The organism is Shewanella avicenniae (genome assembly GCF_017354945.1).
Classification (GTDB): Bacteria; Pseudomonadota; Gammaproteobacteria; order Enterobacterales; family Shewanellaceae; genus Shewanella; species Shewanella avicenniae.
This window is the reverse complement of record NZ_CP071503.1, coordinates 3,231,346-3,248,742: the sequence shown is the minus strand read 5'-3', so window position 1 is coordinate 3,248,742 and position 17,397 is coordinate 3,231,346. Positions and strand designations below refer to the sequence as shown.

Sequence of the window (17,397 nt, the reverse complement as noted above, 5' to 3'; positions counted from 1 at the left end):
CGATTTGCGAAAATGGCAAACCAGAAGCGCCGTAGCGTTTTGCGCCGTGGGGCAGTTGGGGGATTGATAAGGGGGCGAGGCTGTCCAGCCCCCTTATCCTCTGGTGTGGAACGAGTAGTTCCACGACTTTCGCAAACGTAGTTTGCAATCACGTAGTGATAAATCTTGCCAAGCGTTAGCTTGTTACCGCGCAGCGGTATAGAAAAGCCAAGCGCAGCTTGGCACGTAGGCTCAGCCTACGACCACAAAAGGGTGGCTACACCTAATACGAAAAACAACACTGCACATGTCCGATGAATCAACTTCATCGGAAGCTTACCTGCGCCCATGCTGCCTGCAATCACCACTGGCACGTTGGCCAGCAACATGCCGATAGTGGTACCGGCAACTACCCAAGCTAAGGCTTGGTACTTAGCGGCAAGTACCACTGTCGCGACTTGGGTTTTGTCACCCATCTCGGCGAGGAAGAACAACACAAAGGTGGCGAAGAAGGCACCGTAACGATAGAAGCGGTTATCTTCATCGTCGGCTTTATCGGGCACGAGCACCCACAGCGCGATGGCAAAGAAACTGGTAGCTACGATGTAACGGGCAATATCGGGGGATAACCAGCTTGAAGCCCATTCACCCACAAGGGCGGCGAGCAGGTGGTTGAGAATGGTAGACAGTAAGATGCCTAAAACGATAGCGGTTTTATTTCTGAATCTTACGGCGAGTAGCAGTGCCAGCAGTTGGGTTTTGTCACCAATTTCGGCGATGGCTACAGCAAAGGTTGAGGCAAATAGAGCTTCCAAACGACATTCCTCAGGGGTGAATTAAAAACCAGGCATAATGCACCATCACCCCTAAAGAGTGATGCACTATGCTCAGGTCTTGCCAGGCAAGTCTAACGCTTGCTGTATATGCCATGGCGACCGCCAAGTGTGTTGACATATACCCTCAAATCCAAATTTGAGTCGGCTACTCCCCTAAGAAGTTGCGTCATTATAACGATAGATTTAACAAACTCAACAAAAGCCAAGAAATCGTCGGAACTTGATTGCAGAAACGGCAATACATTGTCGTTTTGAGCTTCAGATATGTTGCCGCGTTGGTATTGAACTGATAATGTCGTAACTGTTCTGACCCATTTTTACAGGTTGTTAACTTGTAGAGGTTAGTGGGCGGCTTTAAGGACATCGTGAATTTTGCATGTTTCCTCGCCGTAACAACTAATGCGCCCCCCAAACTGCGCAATAACAATTAAACAATAACAATATAAGACAGGACATCTTTCGTGAATTTTAAAATACTAGGATCTATCGCAATCGTCGCAGGTACTGCTGTCGGTGCGGGCATGCTTGCCTTGCCGTTAACAACCGCCGCCCTCGGTTTCTATCCCGGCATTTTGCTGATGCTGGGTTGCTGGGCCATCTCTGCCTACACCTCGTTACTCATGCTGGAAGTGAATTTACGCTCAGGTGTGGGTGACAACTTACACGTCATCACAGGTAAAGCATTAGGTAAAAAAGGACAAGTTGTGCAGAGCTTGTCCTTTTTAAGTTTATTGTTCGCCTTAACGGCTGCCTACCTCACCGGTGGTGCCGATCTGTTAGCCCTGAAAGCCAAATCTTGGTTTGATTTTGAATTAGCCAATACCCCGGCAGTATTGATGTTTACCCTGTTCCTCGGTGCATTTGCCGCGCTGGGTGTGGGCTGGGTAGACAAAGTATCGCGTATGCTGTTTTCTGCCATGGTGGTATTACTGGTATTAGTGATTGCTTTCTTGCTGCCTGAGGTAAACGGTGAGGTGTTAGCTCACCATGCAGCAACCGATTCTGTGAGCAAGGTGTGGCTTGCTGCAATTCCGGTGGTGATTACTTCTTTTGGCTTCCATGTGTGTATCGCTACTCTAGTGCGTTATCTTGATGGCGACGCTGCAACACTGCGTAAAGTATTGTTGATTGGTTCTACCATTCCGTTGTTCTGCTACATCCTGTGGTTGTTGGTGACCTTGGGCACTGTGGGCAGCGATTCGATTGCCAGCTTTGATGGTGCATTGAAGAAGATGATTGGTGCGTTGCAGGAGATCACCAACCAGCCAATGATCAGCAAGTTTGTCGGCTTCTTTGCAGACTTGGCGCTGATCACCTCGTTCCTCGGGGTTACCCTGAGTTTGTATGATTTCTTGGCCGAACTGATCCGTGCGCGTAAAACCGTGGGCGGTCGTGTGCAAACTTGGTTGCTGACCTTTATTCCACCATTGGCCTGTGCGCTGTTCTACCCAAATGGTTTTATCGCCTTGTTGGGCTTTGCGGCGATCCCGCTGGTGGTTATCTCGTTGATTTTACCGGTCATAATTGCCTTAAAACAACGTGCTGCCACGAGTGAAGGTTATCAAGTGGTAGGCGGTAAACCAGCCTTGGTATTGGTGATTATCTGTGCAGTGTTAATCATTGTGTCGCAGCTGTATGTGGCGCTGTAACCAGCGTTAGAAGGCTGCAAAGGTTAAACAATTGTAACCAGGGTTTTCCTGTACATATATGATAATTGTTGACTATGTTAAAATCGGGCGCAATGCCCGATTTTTGCTTTGTAGGCATGGCATTTTTTGCGAGTGACTTATTTAGCTTACGACATAGAGGATTGATATGAATAAATGGTTAATTGCAGCTGCGGTAACTGCAAGCTTCGGCGCCAGCGCGGATGAAGGGATGTGGCAACCGTATCAACTGCCTGCAATGGCTGATGTGTTAAAAGCCAAAGGATTGGAAATAGACGCTAAATCAATTTCGAAACTGACCGAATTCCCAATGAACGCAGTGATCAGCTTAGGCGGTTGTACTGCATCGTTTGTGTCACCTAAAGGCCTTGTGGTGACCAACCATCATTGCGCTTATGGTTCAGCGCAATATAACTCCACCCCTGAAAACAACATTCTGCGTGATGGCTTCTTAGCAAAATCATTTGAACAAGAGTTGCCCGCCGCGCCAGGTTCACGGGTGTATGTGACGGAATCCGTCACCAATGTGACCGACAAGATCACCCAAGGCACAGACAAACTGAATGGCGATGCTTACTACAAAGCGCTTGAAGCGGCCGATAAGAAGCTGATTGCGGATTGCGAACAGGACGACGGCTACCGTTGTCAGGTGTATAGCTTTCACGGTGGTTTGGAATATTACCTGATCAAACAGCTGGAAATTCGCGACGTGCGCTTGGTGTATAACCCTGCCGAAAGTATTGGTAAGTACGGCGGCGATGTTGATAACTGGATGTGGCCACGTCACACCGGTGATTACTCTTTCTATCGCGCTTACGTGAATAAAGCCGGTAAGCCAGCGGATTTTGCTAAAGATAACGTGCCGTTTGAGCCAAAGAGCTTTTTGAAAGTCTCGGCTAAAGGCGTGAGTGATGGCGACTTTGTGATGGTGGCGGGCTACCCAGGCCGTACCAACCGCTATCGTACTGCGGATGAAGTGCAAAATCAGTTTGAAAATTACTATCCCGCCGCCAAAGAGCTGCGTGAGCAAGTGATTGCCCTGATTGAACAAAGTGCACCAGAAGGCAGCGATGCCCGCATTAAGTATGAGAGCACCTTGGCGGGGCTGAACAACTATGCCAAGAATTTCACTTCAATGATTGAGTTCTATGGCAAATCCACCATGTTGCAAGATCGTCGTGCCACGGAAGCTGAGTTGACCAAGTGGATCAACGCTGACAAGAACCGTAAACAGCAGTACGGCAAAGTTCTGGCAGCGTTGGATGCCTTGGTGAAAAAGGGCGAACAGCATCAAGCGCGTGACATGATATTGGGCTACTTCTATTACACCACCATGCCAGCCACTGCTGAGCGTTTGTATCGTTTAGCCCATGAAAAACAGCTGCCCGATATGGAACGTGAACCCGGCTATCAAGAGCGCGACATGAAGCGCTTTGTGAACGGTTTAGAAAGTATCGACCGCCGTTACGACCCAACCGTGGCCAAAACCTTGGCAATGGAACTGTTAAATCGTTATGCCGCACTGCCTGCCAGTGAGCATTTAGCGGCTTTTGATGCCTTCTTTGGCATTGAAAAAGGCATTGATGCTGCCAAGCTCAGCAAAAAGTTAGACAGCATGTTTGCTAACACTCAGTTGGGTGACAAGGCTGTGCGTTTAGCGTGGATGGATAAGTCGCTTGAGGAGTTCAAAGCCTCAAAAGACCCAATGATCCAATACGCTGTGGCGATGTACGACACCAATGAAAAAATTCGTAATGAAGATAAGCAGTTGGCGGGCGATTTGATGAAAATCAGACCGCAATACATGGAAGCGATCATCGCCTACAACCGCGCTAAAGGTAAGCCAGTGTATGCTGATGCTAACTCCAGCTTGCGGGTGACTTACGGCAATGTCAAAGGTTACTCACCAAAAGATGGTATGTACGCAGTTCCGTTTACCACCTTGGAAGGCATCACCCAAAAGGATACCGGTGTTGATCCATTCAATGCGCCAGTCGCACAGCTGAAGCTGATTAAAGAGAAACATTATGGTGACCTTTACGTGAAATCGCTGGATTCTGTGCCAGTGAATTTCCTGTCTACCGTTGACACTACCGGCGGCAACTCAGGTTCACCGACCATGAATGGCCGTGCTGAATTAGTCGGTTTGCTGTTTGATGGCGTGTATGAAAGCATCATCGGCGATTGGAATTATGACGATAACACCAACCGCTCAATTCACCTCGATAGCCGCTATATGCTGTGGGTAATGAAGTATGTTGACCATGCGGACAACCTGCTGGATGAGATGGTGATTGTGAAGTAATTCATCACATTACTGATTGAGTACAACAAACATCCCAGCGCTGAGCTGGGATGTTTTTAGGTGCCCCCTTATCGCTGGGGCAAATACCATTGCAATGCGCGGTTATTGCGGGAGCAATTCGTTATCATCAATCAGCGATTTATTTTGCCAACGGCGACTGCGCCAGCGCCACAACATCGCCAATCCGCGTACCCATTCATCGCACACTAAGCCAATCCAAATCCCCACTAAGCCCATATGGCAGTGAATACCAAAGTAATAGGCCAGCGGCACGGCAATGCCCCACATAGAGCACAATGCCATCATCAACGGAAAGCGCGCATCCCCAGTGGCACGCAGTGCGTTAATTACCACCAAGTTGAAGGTGCGCCCCGGCTCCATAATGATACTGATTAAAAACAGCATCGAAATCTGCTGAATAATGGTGGCATCATCGCTAAAAAAGCTGACGGCCTGACGCCCAATAACCGCGGCGCAGCAGGCGACGATAAAGGTGACGATAATGCCGAGCTTCAAGGTTTTTAGTAGTCGCGCGTAGGCGGAATCAAACTGGCGGCCACCAATCAGGTAGCCAATGATAATCTCATTACCCAAGCCGATAGAGATGCCAAACAGCATCATAAACAAACAGATCTGGAAATAATAAGAGTGGGTCGCCAGTGAAGTTTCACCCAATAGCCCGACAAAGGCGGTGATCACCATAAACTGCAGCATCCACGACAGGTTTTCCCCTGCGGCGGGCAGGCCGATACGCAGCACTTTACGCAGTTTGTCTTTGTTGGGATGCAGCAGCATTTTGGGCACTAACTGAATACCTGCACGTTTTTGCACTAACCAGATCAGCAAAGCGATACCGGTTAATCGGCCAATCACGGTACTGATCGCGACCCCCGCTACGCCAAATTGGGGCAAGCCAAACCAGCCGTAAAGCAAGGTCAGGTTACTGATAAAGGTGACTAAGTTAACCAGCAAGGTGGCGTACATGGCTTGGCGGGTATGTCCATGAGCCCGCAGAGTGGCCGCCAAACACAACGCCGCAGCCTCCGGTAACAGGCACAAACCGATAATGGTCAGATATAACTGGCCATCGCCTAGCAAGTGCGCGGGTAGATTCATCGCCTGCAAGATCGGCCCCGCACCGGTGAGAATTACAATTGCAGCGAGCAATCCAATCAACAAGTTGAAGCCAATCGCACTATGGATCACCACCTTGGCATCGTCATAGCGTTTTGCTCCCAAATATTGGGTCAGTACCACACTGGAGCCAATGCTGACGAAGCTGAACACGGTAATCGCCAAATCAAACACTTGGTTGCCCACGGCCAAGGCGGCGACGTCGGCAAAGTTGATTTGTCCCATCATAAAGGTGTTCATTGCCCCGGTGGCAAAGTGCAAGGCAATATCAATAAACAGTGGCCAGGTCAGCGAAAATAGCGAACCCGGCCCCTGTTGGGCTTGGTGTGTCATGTGTGTTCCAGTTGTTACTTACTCGGGAGTCCGAAAATTAATCAATGTGAGTGCCATTGTGATTCAGTTCGCGGGCGCGACTGATGTGACAACAACGGCGTGAGCGCTATTTTACGCTGTCTAATGCGGTAGCTGCCAGCGAAAAAATAGCCAAATAAACCGATTAAACTGACGGAAATTACGACAAAACCCATAAAAACTGTGCTTTAGCTCACATTTGAATGGCTTAGATGATAAGATCGTCGCTGAAAATTGAGGATTAAATGTTAACCAAATGGAGAGAGTTATGAAGCCAACGATGATTGCGATAGCAACGCTGCTGGCCGCGCCAAGTGTGTTTGCGGATACTGAGTTTGTGCCGGGTGAGGCCACCTTTGGGGGGGACGCCGAATTAGGCGCGACTATGACCACAGGGAATACCGATACCACTTCGATCAAAGGTCGTTTAGATCTGAAACACGAGCTGGGGAATTGGGAAAATGAATATGTGCTAGAAGGGTTGTATAAGGAAGACACCGACGAAGTCACCGCGAAACGTTATCTTGGCAGTGTTCAAGGTAACTATCGCTTTGGTAAACATAGCTACACCTTTGCCACCGGCAGTTATGAAGTCGATCCATTCACCGGTTATGATTTTCGTTACAATGCAGCGGCTGGTTATGGTTATCGCCTCTACCAAGGTGCCAATAGCTTTGTTGATGCGGAAGTCGGTCCCGGTTATCAATACCAACGTTTAGACGAAGAACAGCAAGCGGATCTGGGTTACACCAGTGAATCAAGCTGGGTGGTGCATAGCGTGTTGAACTACTCATGGAAGATCAGCCCCACCTCTAGGTTCAAGCAAACCTTTGTGGCTGATTATGGTGATAAGCTCGATGCTCGTTCAGAAACCTCTGTGACGGCGAACATTGTCGGTGCCTTGTCGATGAAGTTTGCGGTGATTGTGCGTTACAATTCCGACCCTCTAGATGACATCAAAAGCACCGACACTGAAACTAACATGACGATTCTGTATTCCTTCTAATATGCGGAAATAAACGTCATTTAGCCGTTTTTTTGTGATCCATAATTAAGGCACCTTTTGGTGCCTTTGTGATCTTTATCCCAGCAACCGAATTCCTCCTTAAAAACAGTTGTCAGTCTCGGCTGGCAGGTTTATCTCTTTTACTCACCAAATTCTTGATTCTTGTTTTACGTCAATATTGGCCTAATTGGGGCTATGGTAATTTTTAAGCACATTCTAATAAAAATGAGAGCAATCAAATGAAGTTGAAGAGCATGTACCAAGGGCTCGCAGCCTTTGGGGGAAGTTTGCTGGGATTGATCGTTTCTCCTGCCGTTATGGCCAGTGAAGCAGCTGGTGAGCACCTCGCGCTTACGCATACCTTTGCCGGTTATCTTGGCGTGGCGATTTTTGTGATCGCTTATGCTTTGGTGATGTCAGAAGAGAAATTACATCTACGTAAATCTAAGCCGGTGATTATTGCGGCGGGCATTATTTGGGGCATTTTAGGCTGGGTATACACCCAACATAACATGTCGGAAGTGGCCGAAGCGGCATTCCGTAGCGACTTACTCGAATACGCCGAACTGTTTCTGTTCTTGCTGGCGGCGATGACCTATATCAACGCCATGGAAGAGCGCAAACTGTTTGATGCCTTGCGCGCTTGGATGGTCAACAAAGGCTTCACCCTACGACAAGTTTTCTGGATTACCGGCTTTTTGGCGTTCTTTATCTCGCCAATTGCGGACAACTTAACCACCGCGTTGCTGATGTGTGCCGTGGTGATGAAGATGGGCGCCGACAATAAGAAATTTATTACAGTCTCCTGTATCAACATTGTGGTTGGCGCCAATGCGGGCGGTGCTTTCAGCCCATTTGGTGATATCACTACCTTGATGGTATGGCAAAAAGGTGTGGTGCAGTTTGCCCAATTCTTTGACCTGTTCATTCCATCACTGGTTAACTTTGTGTTGCCAGCGGCAATCATGAGCATCTTTATCAGTAATTCTCAATCTGAAGCCAAAGCGGAAGTGGTTCACACTAAACCGGGGGCAAAGCGGATTGTGGTGTTGTTCCTGCTGACCATCACTATGGCGGTTTGTGCTCACTCACTGTTGGGACTGCCACCAGTACTTGGCATGATCACCGGTCTTGGTTTGCTACAACTGTTTGGCTTTGTATTGCGCAAAGACTTTGACAAAAATATCAGCAAACTGCGTAAGAAGGCCGCTGAAGCAAAAGATGAGAAAGCACTGCAAGAGTGCGATCAGTTTGTGCCTTTTGACGTATTTAGCCGTATCGCAATGGCCGAATGGGACACACTGCTGTTCTTCTACGGTGTGGTAATGTGCGTAGGTGGCCTCGGTTTAATGGGCTATCTGGCGATGGTGTCTGAAGCTATGTATGGCCACTGGGATGCCACTTATGCCAACGTGGCGGTCGGTCTGTTGTCGTCAATCGTGGATAACATTCCGGTGATGTTTGCGGTATTGACCATGAACCCTGATATGGCGGTTGGTCAATGGCTGTTGGTGACCTTAACGGCCGGTGTGGGCGGTAGCTTGCTGTCTATCGGCAGTGCAGCGGGTGTGGCATTGATGGGGCAAGCGCGCGGTATCTACACTTTTGGCGCGCACTTGAAGTGGACGCCAGTGGTGGCGCTCGGTTATATCGCCAGTATTTTGGTGCACTACTTCCTCAATAACAGCCTGTTTTAATGCGCTTTAGCGTTTGATTTATCAGCCGACAACTCTGTTGTCGGCTTTTTTATGATTAAAATTCATCACCATCAGCGATGGCGCTAATCTTGGTTGGGATAGCCAGTCGCGGCGATTCGCTCTAAAATAACGCCAATAACGCTACCTTGCCGCGTTGGCGAAGGTAGTTTCAGTGTGCGTCTGAGTGGTTTGCGCGAAGTGAAACACTGTCTGTTGCTAGGCGATTTTTCCGCAAGCACCACTTAATTTTCTACACGATTCCCTAACTGTGCTGATGGGCGCGACATTGTCACTGGCCGTAATCTCGACAATGGGCGCAGCCGTTTCAGTCCAACAGATTATTTTTGAGACTAAGTTAAGTCTTTACCCGCAGTAACACATGGTTACTGTGAGTTTGGATCAAATCACATGCAGTTATTTTTACATCTTAAATGGTTTTTCCGACGTTACTGGTACACCTACGCCTTGGCGATGCTGATGTTGTTTTTGGTGGGGGTGATCAATATGGCGATCCCCAAATTTATTGGTGACGCCGTTGACCAGTTACTCGCCAGCCAACAACAATCGGCCACAGAAGCCTATCTGCTCGGTTTGGTTGCAGGCGGCTTTGCCGTGTATCTACTGCGCTACGGTTGGCGGCGAATGCTATTTGGCACTTCTTACAAACTGGGCAATTTTTTACGGCAACGCTTTTATGTACGGCTCACTAAGCAAGGGCAAGCATTCTATAACGCCCATTCCACCGGCGATTTAATGGCGCGCGCCACCAACGATATTGATGCGGTTGAAGTGGCTGCTGGCGAGGGAATTCTTTCCGGTTTCGATGGGGTGCTGACCTTCTTTTTAGTGCTGATCATGATGTTTGTGTTTATTGATTGGCGCTTGGCCTCGCTGGCGGTGTTACCTTTCCCGTTTATGGCGGTGGCGTTTTATCGGGTATCGAAACGGATCCACAGTCAGTTTAAAGACTCGCTCGATAAGTTCTCCTTACTGAACCAGCAAACTCAGCAAGCCATGACTGGCATTCGCATGATCAAGTCGATGGGGCGCGAACCGATTGAAGCGCAGCAGTTTAATGCAATTGCAGAGCAAGCGGCTCAGAGCACCTATCAAGTTCAGCGTTCAGAAGCCTTATTCGGACCAATCATTCAATTGAGTTTAGGGGCAGCATTGTTGATTGTGCTGCTGGCGGGTGGCTGGCAGATCCACAGTGGCAATCTGACCGTAGGGCAGTTAACCAGTTTTACTCTATACCTGTCGGAGCTGATCTGGCCGATGTTCGCCTTTGGCTGGCTGATGAACATTATTCAGCGCGGGAATGCGGCGATTGAGCGCCTCGATGAATTGCTGAATCTGCCCGATACCATTGCCGATAACGGCCAGCAAACTGCCGCAGGTTATCAGCTGCAGTTGAATGATCTCGCATTTCACTACCCAGCGACTCAGCAAGCCAATTTGCAGCGGATTAATCTGCTATTGCCGCAAAATCATACGCTTGGCGTTGCCGGTGCGACTGGCGCCGGTAAATCAACCTTAGTGCAGTTGTTGATGCGCTATTGGGAAGTGGAGCATGGCTCGATTCGGCTGGGCGATGTGCCCATCCAGCAATTGCCGCTTTCCAGCTTACGTGGCATGTATGCCTACGTGCCGCAGGATGCGTTTTTGTTTAGCACGAGCATTATCGAAAACATTCGCATGGGGCGTGAGCACGCCACTGATGAGGAAGTCTATGAAGCGGCAAAACTAGCGGCAATTCATGAGGATATTTTGCAGTTTCCTGATGGCTACCACACCTTAGTGGGTGAGCGTGGCGTTACCTTGTCGGGCGGCCAACGGCAACGGGTGTCGATTGCGCGAGCATTGATTAGCGTCGCGCCGATTTTGATTTTGGACGATGCCTTGTCAGCAGTGGATGTTGAAACCGAACAGACCATTATTCAGCATCTGCGGCAACGGCGGCAGCAAACCTTGCTGGTGATTAGCCACCGCTTATCAGCACTTGAGCAAGCCGACGAGATTATTGTGTTATCCCACGGCGAAATTTGCGAGCGCGGCACTCACCAACAGCTGGTGGCGCATGATGGCTGGTATGCACGCATGGCAGCGTATCAGCAGATGGAACAAGCAATGGAGAGTGTGGCCTATGCGTCCTGAGAACGCGAAAGCGCAAGACAACGGCTCATTGCGCTTGTTGATGAGCTATGTGTTTGCCGACAAAGTACGATTTTTCAAAACCTTGCTGCTAGTGGTGGTGGCCACCGTGTTCGATGTCATGGGGCCGATGCTCAGTAAGGTGTTTATTGACGATTTTATTGTGCCGGGGCATTACCCGTTGTGGCCGATTGTGGGTGTGATTTCACTGTTTGCGTTTGCGGTGGTGGTCGGCACGCTGCTGAAATATCAACAAAGTATGCGCTTTTTGGATATGGCGTTGAATGCGGTATTGGATATCCGTAAGCGAGTATTTGAACATGTGCTCAGCTTACCTATGTCGTTTTTTGATTATGCCCGCACCGGGCAATTGGTCAGCCGTATCACCAACGACACCGAATCGATCAAAGATATCTATGTGCAGTTTCTCTCCAATGTGTTGTCGAATGTGATTTTGCTGATCGGCATTTTGGTGGCAATGGCGATTTTGGATCTGCAACTGATGTTGATTGCGCTGTTTCTGCTGCCAACGGTTATGGCATTAATTTATGTTTATCAGCAATTTAGTGTGAAAGTGGTCAGCGAAAGTCGGCAGTTACGCTCAGATATAAACGCCACGGTCAGTGAGTCGATCAGTGGCATGTCAGTGATCCAAGCGACCAATCAACAGCAGGTTAAGCTGGCGCAATTTGATGATATCAACAGCCGTTATTACAGTACGCGGCTAAAAGCAGTGACCGTTGGTTCGCTGCTGCTGCGGCCAGCGATTAACTTTCTCAGCATTTTGGTGTTGGCCAGCATTGTGTGGTTTTTTGGCATGAAAGTGGTGCAAGGTGTGGCTGAAATTGGCGTGTTGTACGCCTATCTCAACTACTTGGGGCGCTTCACTGAACCTTTAGTGGAGATCACCCAACGGTTTAGTTTGTATCAGCAAGCTATTGTTGCGGGTAACCGGGTGTATGAGTTGCTGCAAGAGCCGAGCGGCGCAACCAGCCAAGGGCAGGGCGGTGCAATTGTTCATGGTCAATTGTCGATCTCAAAGCTGCAGTTCGCCTATCAAGCCAATAAACCTGTGCTGGATAACGTTAATGTTGAAATTGAAGCCGGTGGCTTTTATGCAATTGTGGGTCACACCGGCAGTGGTAAAAGCACTCTGCTCAGCTTATTGCTGAATTTCTATCAGCCGCAGTCAGGGCAGATTTTAATTGATGGTCAACCGCTGCAAAGTTACAGCCATGACGCTCTACGCCAAGGGATTGGGCTGATTCCGCAGGAGCCTTTTATTTTGGCCAGCAGTATCTTTGAAAACATCGATATGGGGCGCGAATTAACTCAGCAAGCGGTGGAACGGGCAGCGAAGCAAGCGCACCTGCATGAGGTGATTATGGCGATGCCGCAAGGCTATAAAACTGAGTTGGGCGAAGGTGGGCTGCGTCTCTCCACCGGACAGCGGCAGCAGTTAATTATTGCACGGGCACTGGCGGGCTCACCGAAAATTCTGTTGTTAGATGAGGCCACTGCCAATGTGGACAGCGAAACTGAGCAGGTGGTGCAGCGTGCACTCAGTCATCTGCACCGGCAAGTGACCATGATCGTGGTGGCGCACCGCTTATCAACCATTCGCAATGCCGACTGTATTTTGGTGATGGATAAAGGCCATTTGATTGAGCAGGGCAATCACGAACAATTGATGCGCCTTGAGCATGGCCGCTATCGCGCTATGTATGAGTTGCAGCAGCAAGCGCAAAAAGTGGCGCAGGCTGAGTAATGATTGAGGTTAACTCTGTGGCTGTTGCTTAGTGCTCATGATTAGAGCTCAGCGCGTATGTTTAGTGTTGATGATCAGTGCATTAAGCGGCAACCGCAGACGGTGTTGCTCGGCTGAAAGCGAACCACCGCATAATCTTTACTGGCATCAACATCGAGGATCTCGATGGAAAGCAGATGGTTACCATCGCGATTGAGGTTGATGTTACTGATGTAAGACACATATTGCATGTGCGCTGGCATTTGGCCAGTGCCATCGAGCTCTTGTTTGTGATCAATCGAGATCTGATATTGCTTATCCGCTAGACGCTCCACTTTTCCATCCATTAACAGGGTGCCCGCGGCGGCGCCATCCATATCAAAATAGCGGTAATTCAACACGGCTTTGGCACCATTAAGTTGCAAGTCGACAACCAGGTAGTGTTCATCATCGGCGCCCGCTTCGAGTCGCCGATCAAATAGTTCAGAACTGCAACTCAGCATTAACTGTTGGCTGTTTTGATGCAACTGATTGATCTTAAACGCTGCGACTAACAAGAGTAGCAACAGCATAAGATTGATAGCCCAATGCCAGTATTGCGATTTAACCACAGAGATTAGCCCCTTGTAGCCAGACCTTGTTGATAAAATCTTTTGGTTGGCGTGCATCACTGATCTTCAGATTTCGTACCACAGATTGCCCTTTAGATTCGCCGCGCAAGGTCATATTCAGCACCTGTTTATCATGGGAGAGCGACGCGTAAACTTCGTGCCAAATTGTAGTGTTACAGGTTTGCATGGCTTGGTTAATGACCTCTGCTTGCTGCATTAACAGTTGATTGTTGGTACGGGAATTGGCGTACAGCATCAGCTGCAACTGCTGCCCGGATTGGGTGTACAGCACTTGGTTAGCCACCGGCTCGCTTGGGGTTGGATCTGTGTGGTGATTTAGATAATAAAGGCTGGCCATCACCAACAGCGCTAACCCGGCGCTGAGCAACCAACGCCAGTAGCAGTAACGCCAACGTGGAGACGCTTGCTTGGCGGATTTGCTCGGTGTTTGGCTGTGCAGCAAGTAGCCTTTGCCTTTGATGGTTTCAATCAACAGCTCATGTTCTGGCCCAAGATAAGAACGCAGCATGCACACCGCCCGCGCCACGGAGGAATCACTCAGCGGCGGGTATTCATCATCGCCACCGCGCAAGTCAAATTTGCTCACAGGTGAGCCTTGATGGGCGATCAATGTGTTCAATACGTGTAACTCGGCGCGGGGGAGATGCCAACGCTTGTCATCACGCTGATGTTTCAGTTCACCATTGGTTGGGTCGAACCAACAGTCTCCAATTCGCATAGGGTCACTCCTTGGTTTCCTGCCTCAGTCTATGCAAAAAATCTAATTGGTAATGTGATCTCCATTAACTCGAATTTGGCCAATAATCCAAATAGTGATCCAGCTCAGTAAGCTTTTGGTCCAATTTTGCCATTCACGTTATCTTCTGTATTAGTAAAGTTTAAATAAATATATGACTTAAAAAGAAAAATGTGATGGATGTTGACTGATTTAAACCAATTAAAGTGTAGAGAATCGCTGTGCAAATCTTGCTGAATTTACCTGAATTTAACAAATAAGGTGATTTGGTTCAGATTGTAATTTTTATCGTTAATCAATGATTGTCTTTGTAATCTAGTTTGTAGATTGATTTTGCGGCGCATCGGCCCAAATTTGTCGCCGATGATTCATGCGTGTTTTATCACAATCTTCATTTCTTCGCCCTCTAAGCTGACTCTCGAACACCAAAACGGCGCATTTGCCGACAAGTAAAAACAACAAAAGGGACAATCAGATGAGCATGAACAGACGTCAAGCCTTGGGCAAAATCATTGGCATTACTGGCGCAGCAGGCTTGGGGCTTACTGCTGTTTCAGCATTTGCCGGAACCGATAGCAACGGCAACTTCCGTTTAGAACTCGGCGATAAACTGAAGTATGTACCACTGGACCCAATGGCAGCCGCCAAGCTGGCCTATCAAACCGGTGGCGGTTGTATGCATCAAGTGTTCTACGCAATGGTCACTATGTTGGCTAATTCCGAAAGTGAAGATGCAGCCAAATTCGCCAGCATCCCAACCGCTATTGCCGGATATGGTGCCGCAGGGGTGGGTGGTCAAGGTACGCTTTGCGGTAACAACAATGCTGTGGGGATGATTACCAATATCTTGGCAGACATAAATGGCCAAAACGCTGCGGTTATCGGTGCGGCGATGCGCTTCTATGAAAACACACCGCTGCCATTCTCTGATGTTGCCTTTGTTGAAGGTATTGGCTCAACTGTTGAAAAAACCGAAACCTTAGTGGTCAGTTCCTCCGTTGCCAAAAGCGTACTGTGCCACGCGTCTATCAGTAATTGGTCAAAAGCTTCTGGCAAAACCTTTGGTGAAAAAGGTGAACGTTGTGCGCGGTTATCCGCATCAATGACCTATCAATTAGTTGAACTGCTTAACCGCGCATACGCTGGTGAAGCGATCAGCGCCAGCGCCGAATCTAAGCCATCTGCCGATGCTCAAAATTGCCAAGCATGTCATGGCAGCACCAGTACCTTCGCTTCCGCACCAAGCGTGAAATCAGATATGGAATGTACTGTTTGTCACACCGGACATTACAACTAAGGAGCTTCCATGAACAAGTTAGCCTTTAGCCTGTTACTGGGAACCGTGTTAGTCAGTGGCTGTGGCGATGACAGTGTTGAAGAAGTTGTGGTAGTGGAAAAACCCGAACCTGCGAAAACTTCTATCGACATCTCTAGCGTCAGTGGTATCGAGTTAACCTTAGACAATTTTGACCCCAAGACAGGCAGCGTTGCGTTTTCATTAAAAGATCCTGATGGGCTTGCGATTGTCAACGCGCAGCAATATCGCATTCGCTATTTTGGTTTTCCACCGCAAGGGGATGCTTCTGCAAACCCGAAAGCTTGGAAACTGTGGCATGTGGTGTACAGCTATGAGTGCGATGCGGCTGGCAGTTGTGATGAACCGATTCAAGCACGCGATACGGAAGGCCAATACAGCTTTGCACCGCAGCGCTTGTATTGGAATCAAAATGCCGCACCCGGCTCAACTGGGCGTTATCGGGTAGCGATTGAGATTTTTGGTAACGACCAGGTGAACGAAGTGGCCTTACTGTCACCTACTGCGGACTAGCTCGGTTACGATTTCATGTTGTTTTCTTGTTGTTTTTGGCCGTCTTCGGGCGGCCTTTTTACTGTAACAATCTGTAAGATCACAAAAATACGGCATAAGTTAGATAGCATAGCTATATGCTTTATAAAGGTTTTTTACTTAGGTTACGAATACTTAAAAAGCATCGAATAGATCACTATTTGATAAATTAACCCGTTTTTTAGATGGTTAGCACCAGCCCTTGGTTAAGAAGATCACAGTTCAGCCTGTTGCTTTTGCCTATACTCAGCTGCAACTGGGCGGTTTGCCACAGTGAATTCAGAAACAGTTTTATTGAACAACGTCGGTTAGGACATTATGGTGCAAACTTTTGCGCAACCTCGCACACCCAAATATATGCTGCATGAGCAGATGAACCCAGCACCCAAAATGCTGGGGGTGGTGCTTGTGCTGGTGGCTATGTTGGCATTGAGCGTCTTTTTCCTGAAGCGTTTTCCTGTGCCAGTGACCATGCCGCTGTCACAGCAAACGCTGACGTTATCATCTGGCCAGCAAGTACAGTTAATTCTCTACGCCAACTCACGTATGAATAACCATATTCTGGAGTCTCATGCGACGGTTCTGGCATCGGCGCTGATGCAGTGTCGTAAAGTGCCTTGGCAGCAGGTTTACCTGTCTATTTCCCATGAAAAGCAGATGTTAAACATCTCAATGAAAGGGGAAGAAAACGGCCACTTCAAACTGCGTAACCTCAAAGCCAGTGATGTAGAACGCCATATGGGATTTTTCAGTCAGCAGTGGTTAGCTGGAGTTAATCTTTGTGAATAGAGCTTGGGTGTGGTTGGTATTAGTCCTCGCCGTTCTACTTGCTGTTGTGCGTGTTTACTATGCCCGCAGTAATGACAGTCAAAAGTTGCTGCTCAACTGTAGCTCCGAACTGTACGATCACGACAAAGATAAAGCGGAGTCGCAGCAGTACTATTTACTGATGGATCTGCAAGCTGACAGCAAAAAAGTGCTGCTGAACTACCGCTATTTCACTGTGGATGGCACCCCGGTTGGCAGCGTCAAAATGCAGGGGGATTGGCAACGTAATCCCGCCGGTTCAAGTTATGACATCACCATTCGCGACAAAGATGAGCAATTGCTGCAGGAAACTAAGCCTGCGCATATGGACTACTTGTCGTATATCAGTGGCTTAAACCTAACTAATAAGTCGGTGCATCCGATGACGTTAGAGATGCTTGATACCAATGAAAAGCAGCAATTTGCCATTGTACGGTTTCAACCGGGCAACGCTGTCTACAGTTGTCGTCTACAACACTAACGCCGATTTCTTTCAGGGGCTA

At 48.5% G+C, this 17,397-nt stretch carries 14 protein-coding genes and 1 riboswitch; of the genes, 10 read left to right on the top strand and 4 right to left on the bottom strand.

Annotation, left to right across the window (positions count from 1 at the left end; genetic code table 11):
* Positions 1 to 236: 236 nt before the first annotated feature.
* Positions 237 to 794 carry a TMEM165/GDT1 family protein gene (locus JYB87_RS14425; protein ID WP_207354163.1) on the bottom strand — a complete coding sequence of 186 codons (558 nt, stop codon included), beginning with the start codon at positions 792 to 794 and terminating at the stop codon, positions 237 to 239.
* 84 nt (positions 795 to 878) lie between these two features.
* Positions 879 to 981: riboswitch (yybP-ykoY riboswitch) on the bottom strand.
* A 295-nt stretch (positions 982 to 1,276) separates the two neighbouring features.
* Here JYB87_RS14425 and JYB87_RS14420 point away from each other — a divergent pair.
* Entirely contained in the window at positions 1,277 to 2,464 is a 1,188-nt protein-coding gene (locus JYB87_RS14420; protein WP_207354162.1) for an amino acid permease, read from the top strand.
* A gap of 166 nt (positions 2,465 to 2,630) precedes the next feature.
* Positions 2,631 to 4,787: a S46 family peptidase gene (locus JYB87_RS14415; RefSeq protein WP_207354161.1), complete on the top strand. Its 2,157-nt coding sequence runs from the start codon at positions 2,631 to 2,633 to the stop codon at positions 4,785 to 4,787.
* 102 nt (positions 4,788 to 4,889) lie between these two features.
* Here JYB87_RS14415 and JYB87_RS14410 read toward each other — a convergent pair whose 3' ends face one another.
* The gene (locus JYB87_RS14410; protein WP_207354160.1) at positions 4,890 to 6,254 is read right to left on the bottom strand and encodes an MATE family efflux transporter; all 1,365 of its coding nucleotides are present in this window, start codon (positions 6,252 to 6,254) and stop codon (positions 4,890 to 4,892) included.
* A gap of 286 nt (positions 6,255 to 6,540) precedes the next feature.
* Between JYB87_RS14410 and JYB87_RS14405 the strand changes: the two genes are divergently transcribed.
* The 4 genes from JYB87_RS14405 (at position 6,541) to JYB87_RS14390 (ending at position 12,894) form a co-directional block, all read left to right on the top strand.
* On the top strand, positions 6,541 to 7,278 hold the full coding sequence (locus JYB87_RS14405; RefSeq protein WP_207354159.1) for a DUF481 domain-containing protein: 738 nt from the start codon (positions 6,541 to 6,543) through the stop codon (positions 7,276 to 7,278).
* A 254-nt stretch (positions 7,279 to 7,532) separates the two neighbouring features.
* Positions 7,533 to 8,975 (top strand): sodium:proton antiporter NhaD, encoded by a 1,443-nt coding sequence (gene nhaD / locus JYB87_RS14400; protein WP_407695850.1) that lies wholly within the window; start codon positions 7,533 to 7,535, stop codon positions 8,973 to 8,975.
* Between the two features lie 408 nt (positions 8,976 to 9,383).
* Complete coding sequence (locus JYB87_RS14395; RefSeq protein WP_207354157.1) at positions 9,384 to 11,129, top strand: ABC transporter ATP-binding protein; 1,746 nt, start codon at positions 9,384 to 9,386, stop codon at positions 11,127 to 11,129.
* On the top strand, positions 11,119 to 12,894 hold the full coding sequence (locus JYB87_RS14390) for an ABC transporter ATP-binding protein (RefSeq protein WP_207354156.1): 1,776 nt from the start codon (positions 11,119 to 11,121) through the stop codon (positions 12,892 to 12,894). Before JYB87_RS14395 ends, JYB87_RS14390 begins: the two co-directional genes overlap by 11 nt.
* A 74-nt stretch (positions 12,895 to 12,968) precedes the next feature.
* On the opposite strand, the gene JYB87_RS14385 is transcribed toward JYB87_RS14390, so the two are convergent.
* A complete protein-coding gene (locus JYB87_RS14385) occupies positions 12,969 to 13,484 on the bottom strand; it encodes a hypothetical protein (protein ID WP_228729878.1) in 516 nt (171 codons plus the stop codon).
* Positions 13,477 to 14,223, bottom strand: a complete 747-nt coding sequence (locus JYB87_RS14380) for a winged helix-turn-helix domain-containing protein (protein ID WP_207354155.1) — start codon at positions 14,221 to 14,223, stop codon at positions 13,477 to 13,479. The genes JYB87_RS14385 and JYB87_RS14380 overlap by 8 nt, the downstream gene beginning before the upstream one ends.
* Positions 14,224 to 14,716: 493 nt before the next feature.
* Here JYB87_RS14380 and JYB87_RS14375 point away from each other — a divergent pair, with 493 nt between their 5' ends.
* From JYB87_RS14375 to JYB87_RS14360, 4 genes are all read left to right on the top strand, one after another.
* A complete protein-coding gene (locus tag JYB87_RS14375; protein WP_207354154.1) occupies positions 14,717 to 15,538 on the top strand; it encodes a cytochrome c3 family protein in 822 nt (273 codons plus the stop codon).
* Positions 15,539 to 15,547: 9 nt separating this feature from the next.
* Positions 15,548 to 16,069 (top strand): hypothetical protein, encoded by a 522-nt coding sequence (locus JYB87_RS14370; RefSeq protein ID WP_207354153.1) that lies wholly within the window; start codon positions 15,548 to 15,550, stop codon positions 16,067 to 16,069.
* Between the two features lie 336 nt (positions 16,070 to 16,405).
* Positions 16,406 to 16,876 (top strand): hypothetical protein, encoded by a 471-nt coding sequence (locus tag JYB87_RS14365; protein ID WP_207354152.1) that lies wholly within the window; start codon positions 16,406 to 16,408, stop codon positions 16,874 to 16,876.
* Positions 16,869 to 17,375 carry a hypothetical protein gene (locus JYB87_RS14360; RefSeq protein WP_207354151.1) on the top strand — a complete coding sequence of 169 codons (507 nt, stop codon included), beginning with the start codon at positions 16,869 to 16,871 and terminating at the stop codon, positions 17,373 to 17,375. Before JYB87_RS14365 ends, JYB87_RS14360 begins: the two co-directional genes overlap by 8 nt.
* The last annotated feature ends 22 nt before the right edge of the window (positions 17,376 to 17,397 follow it).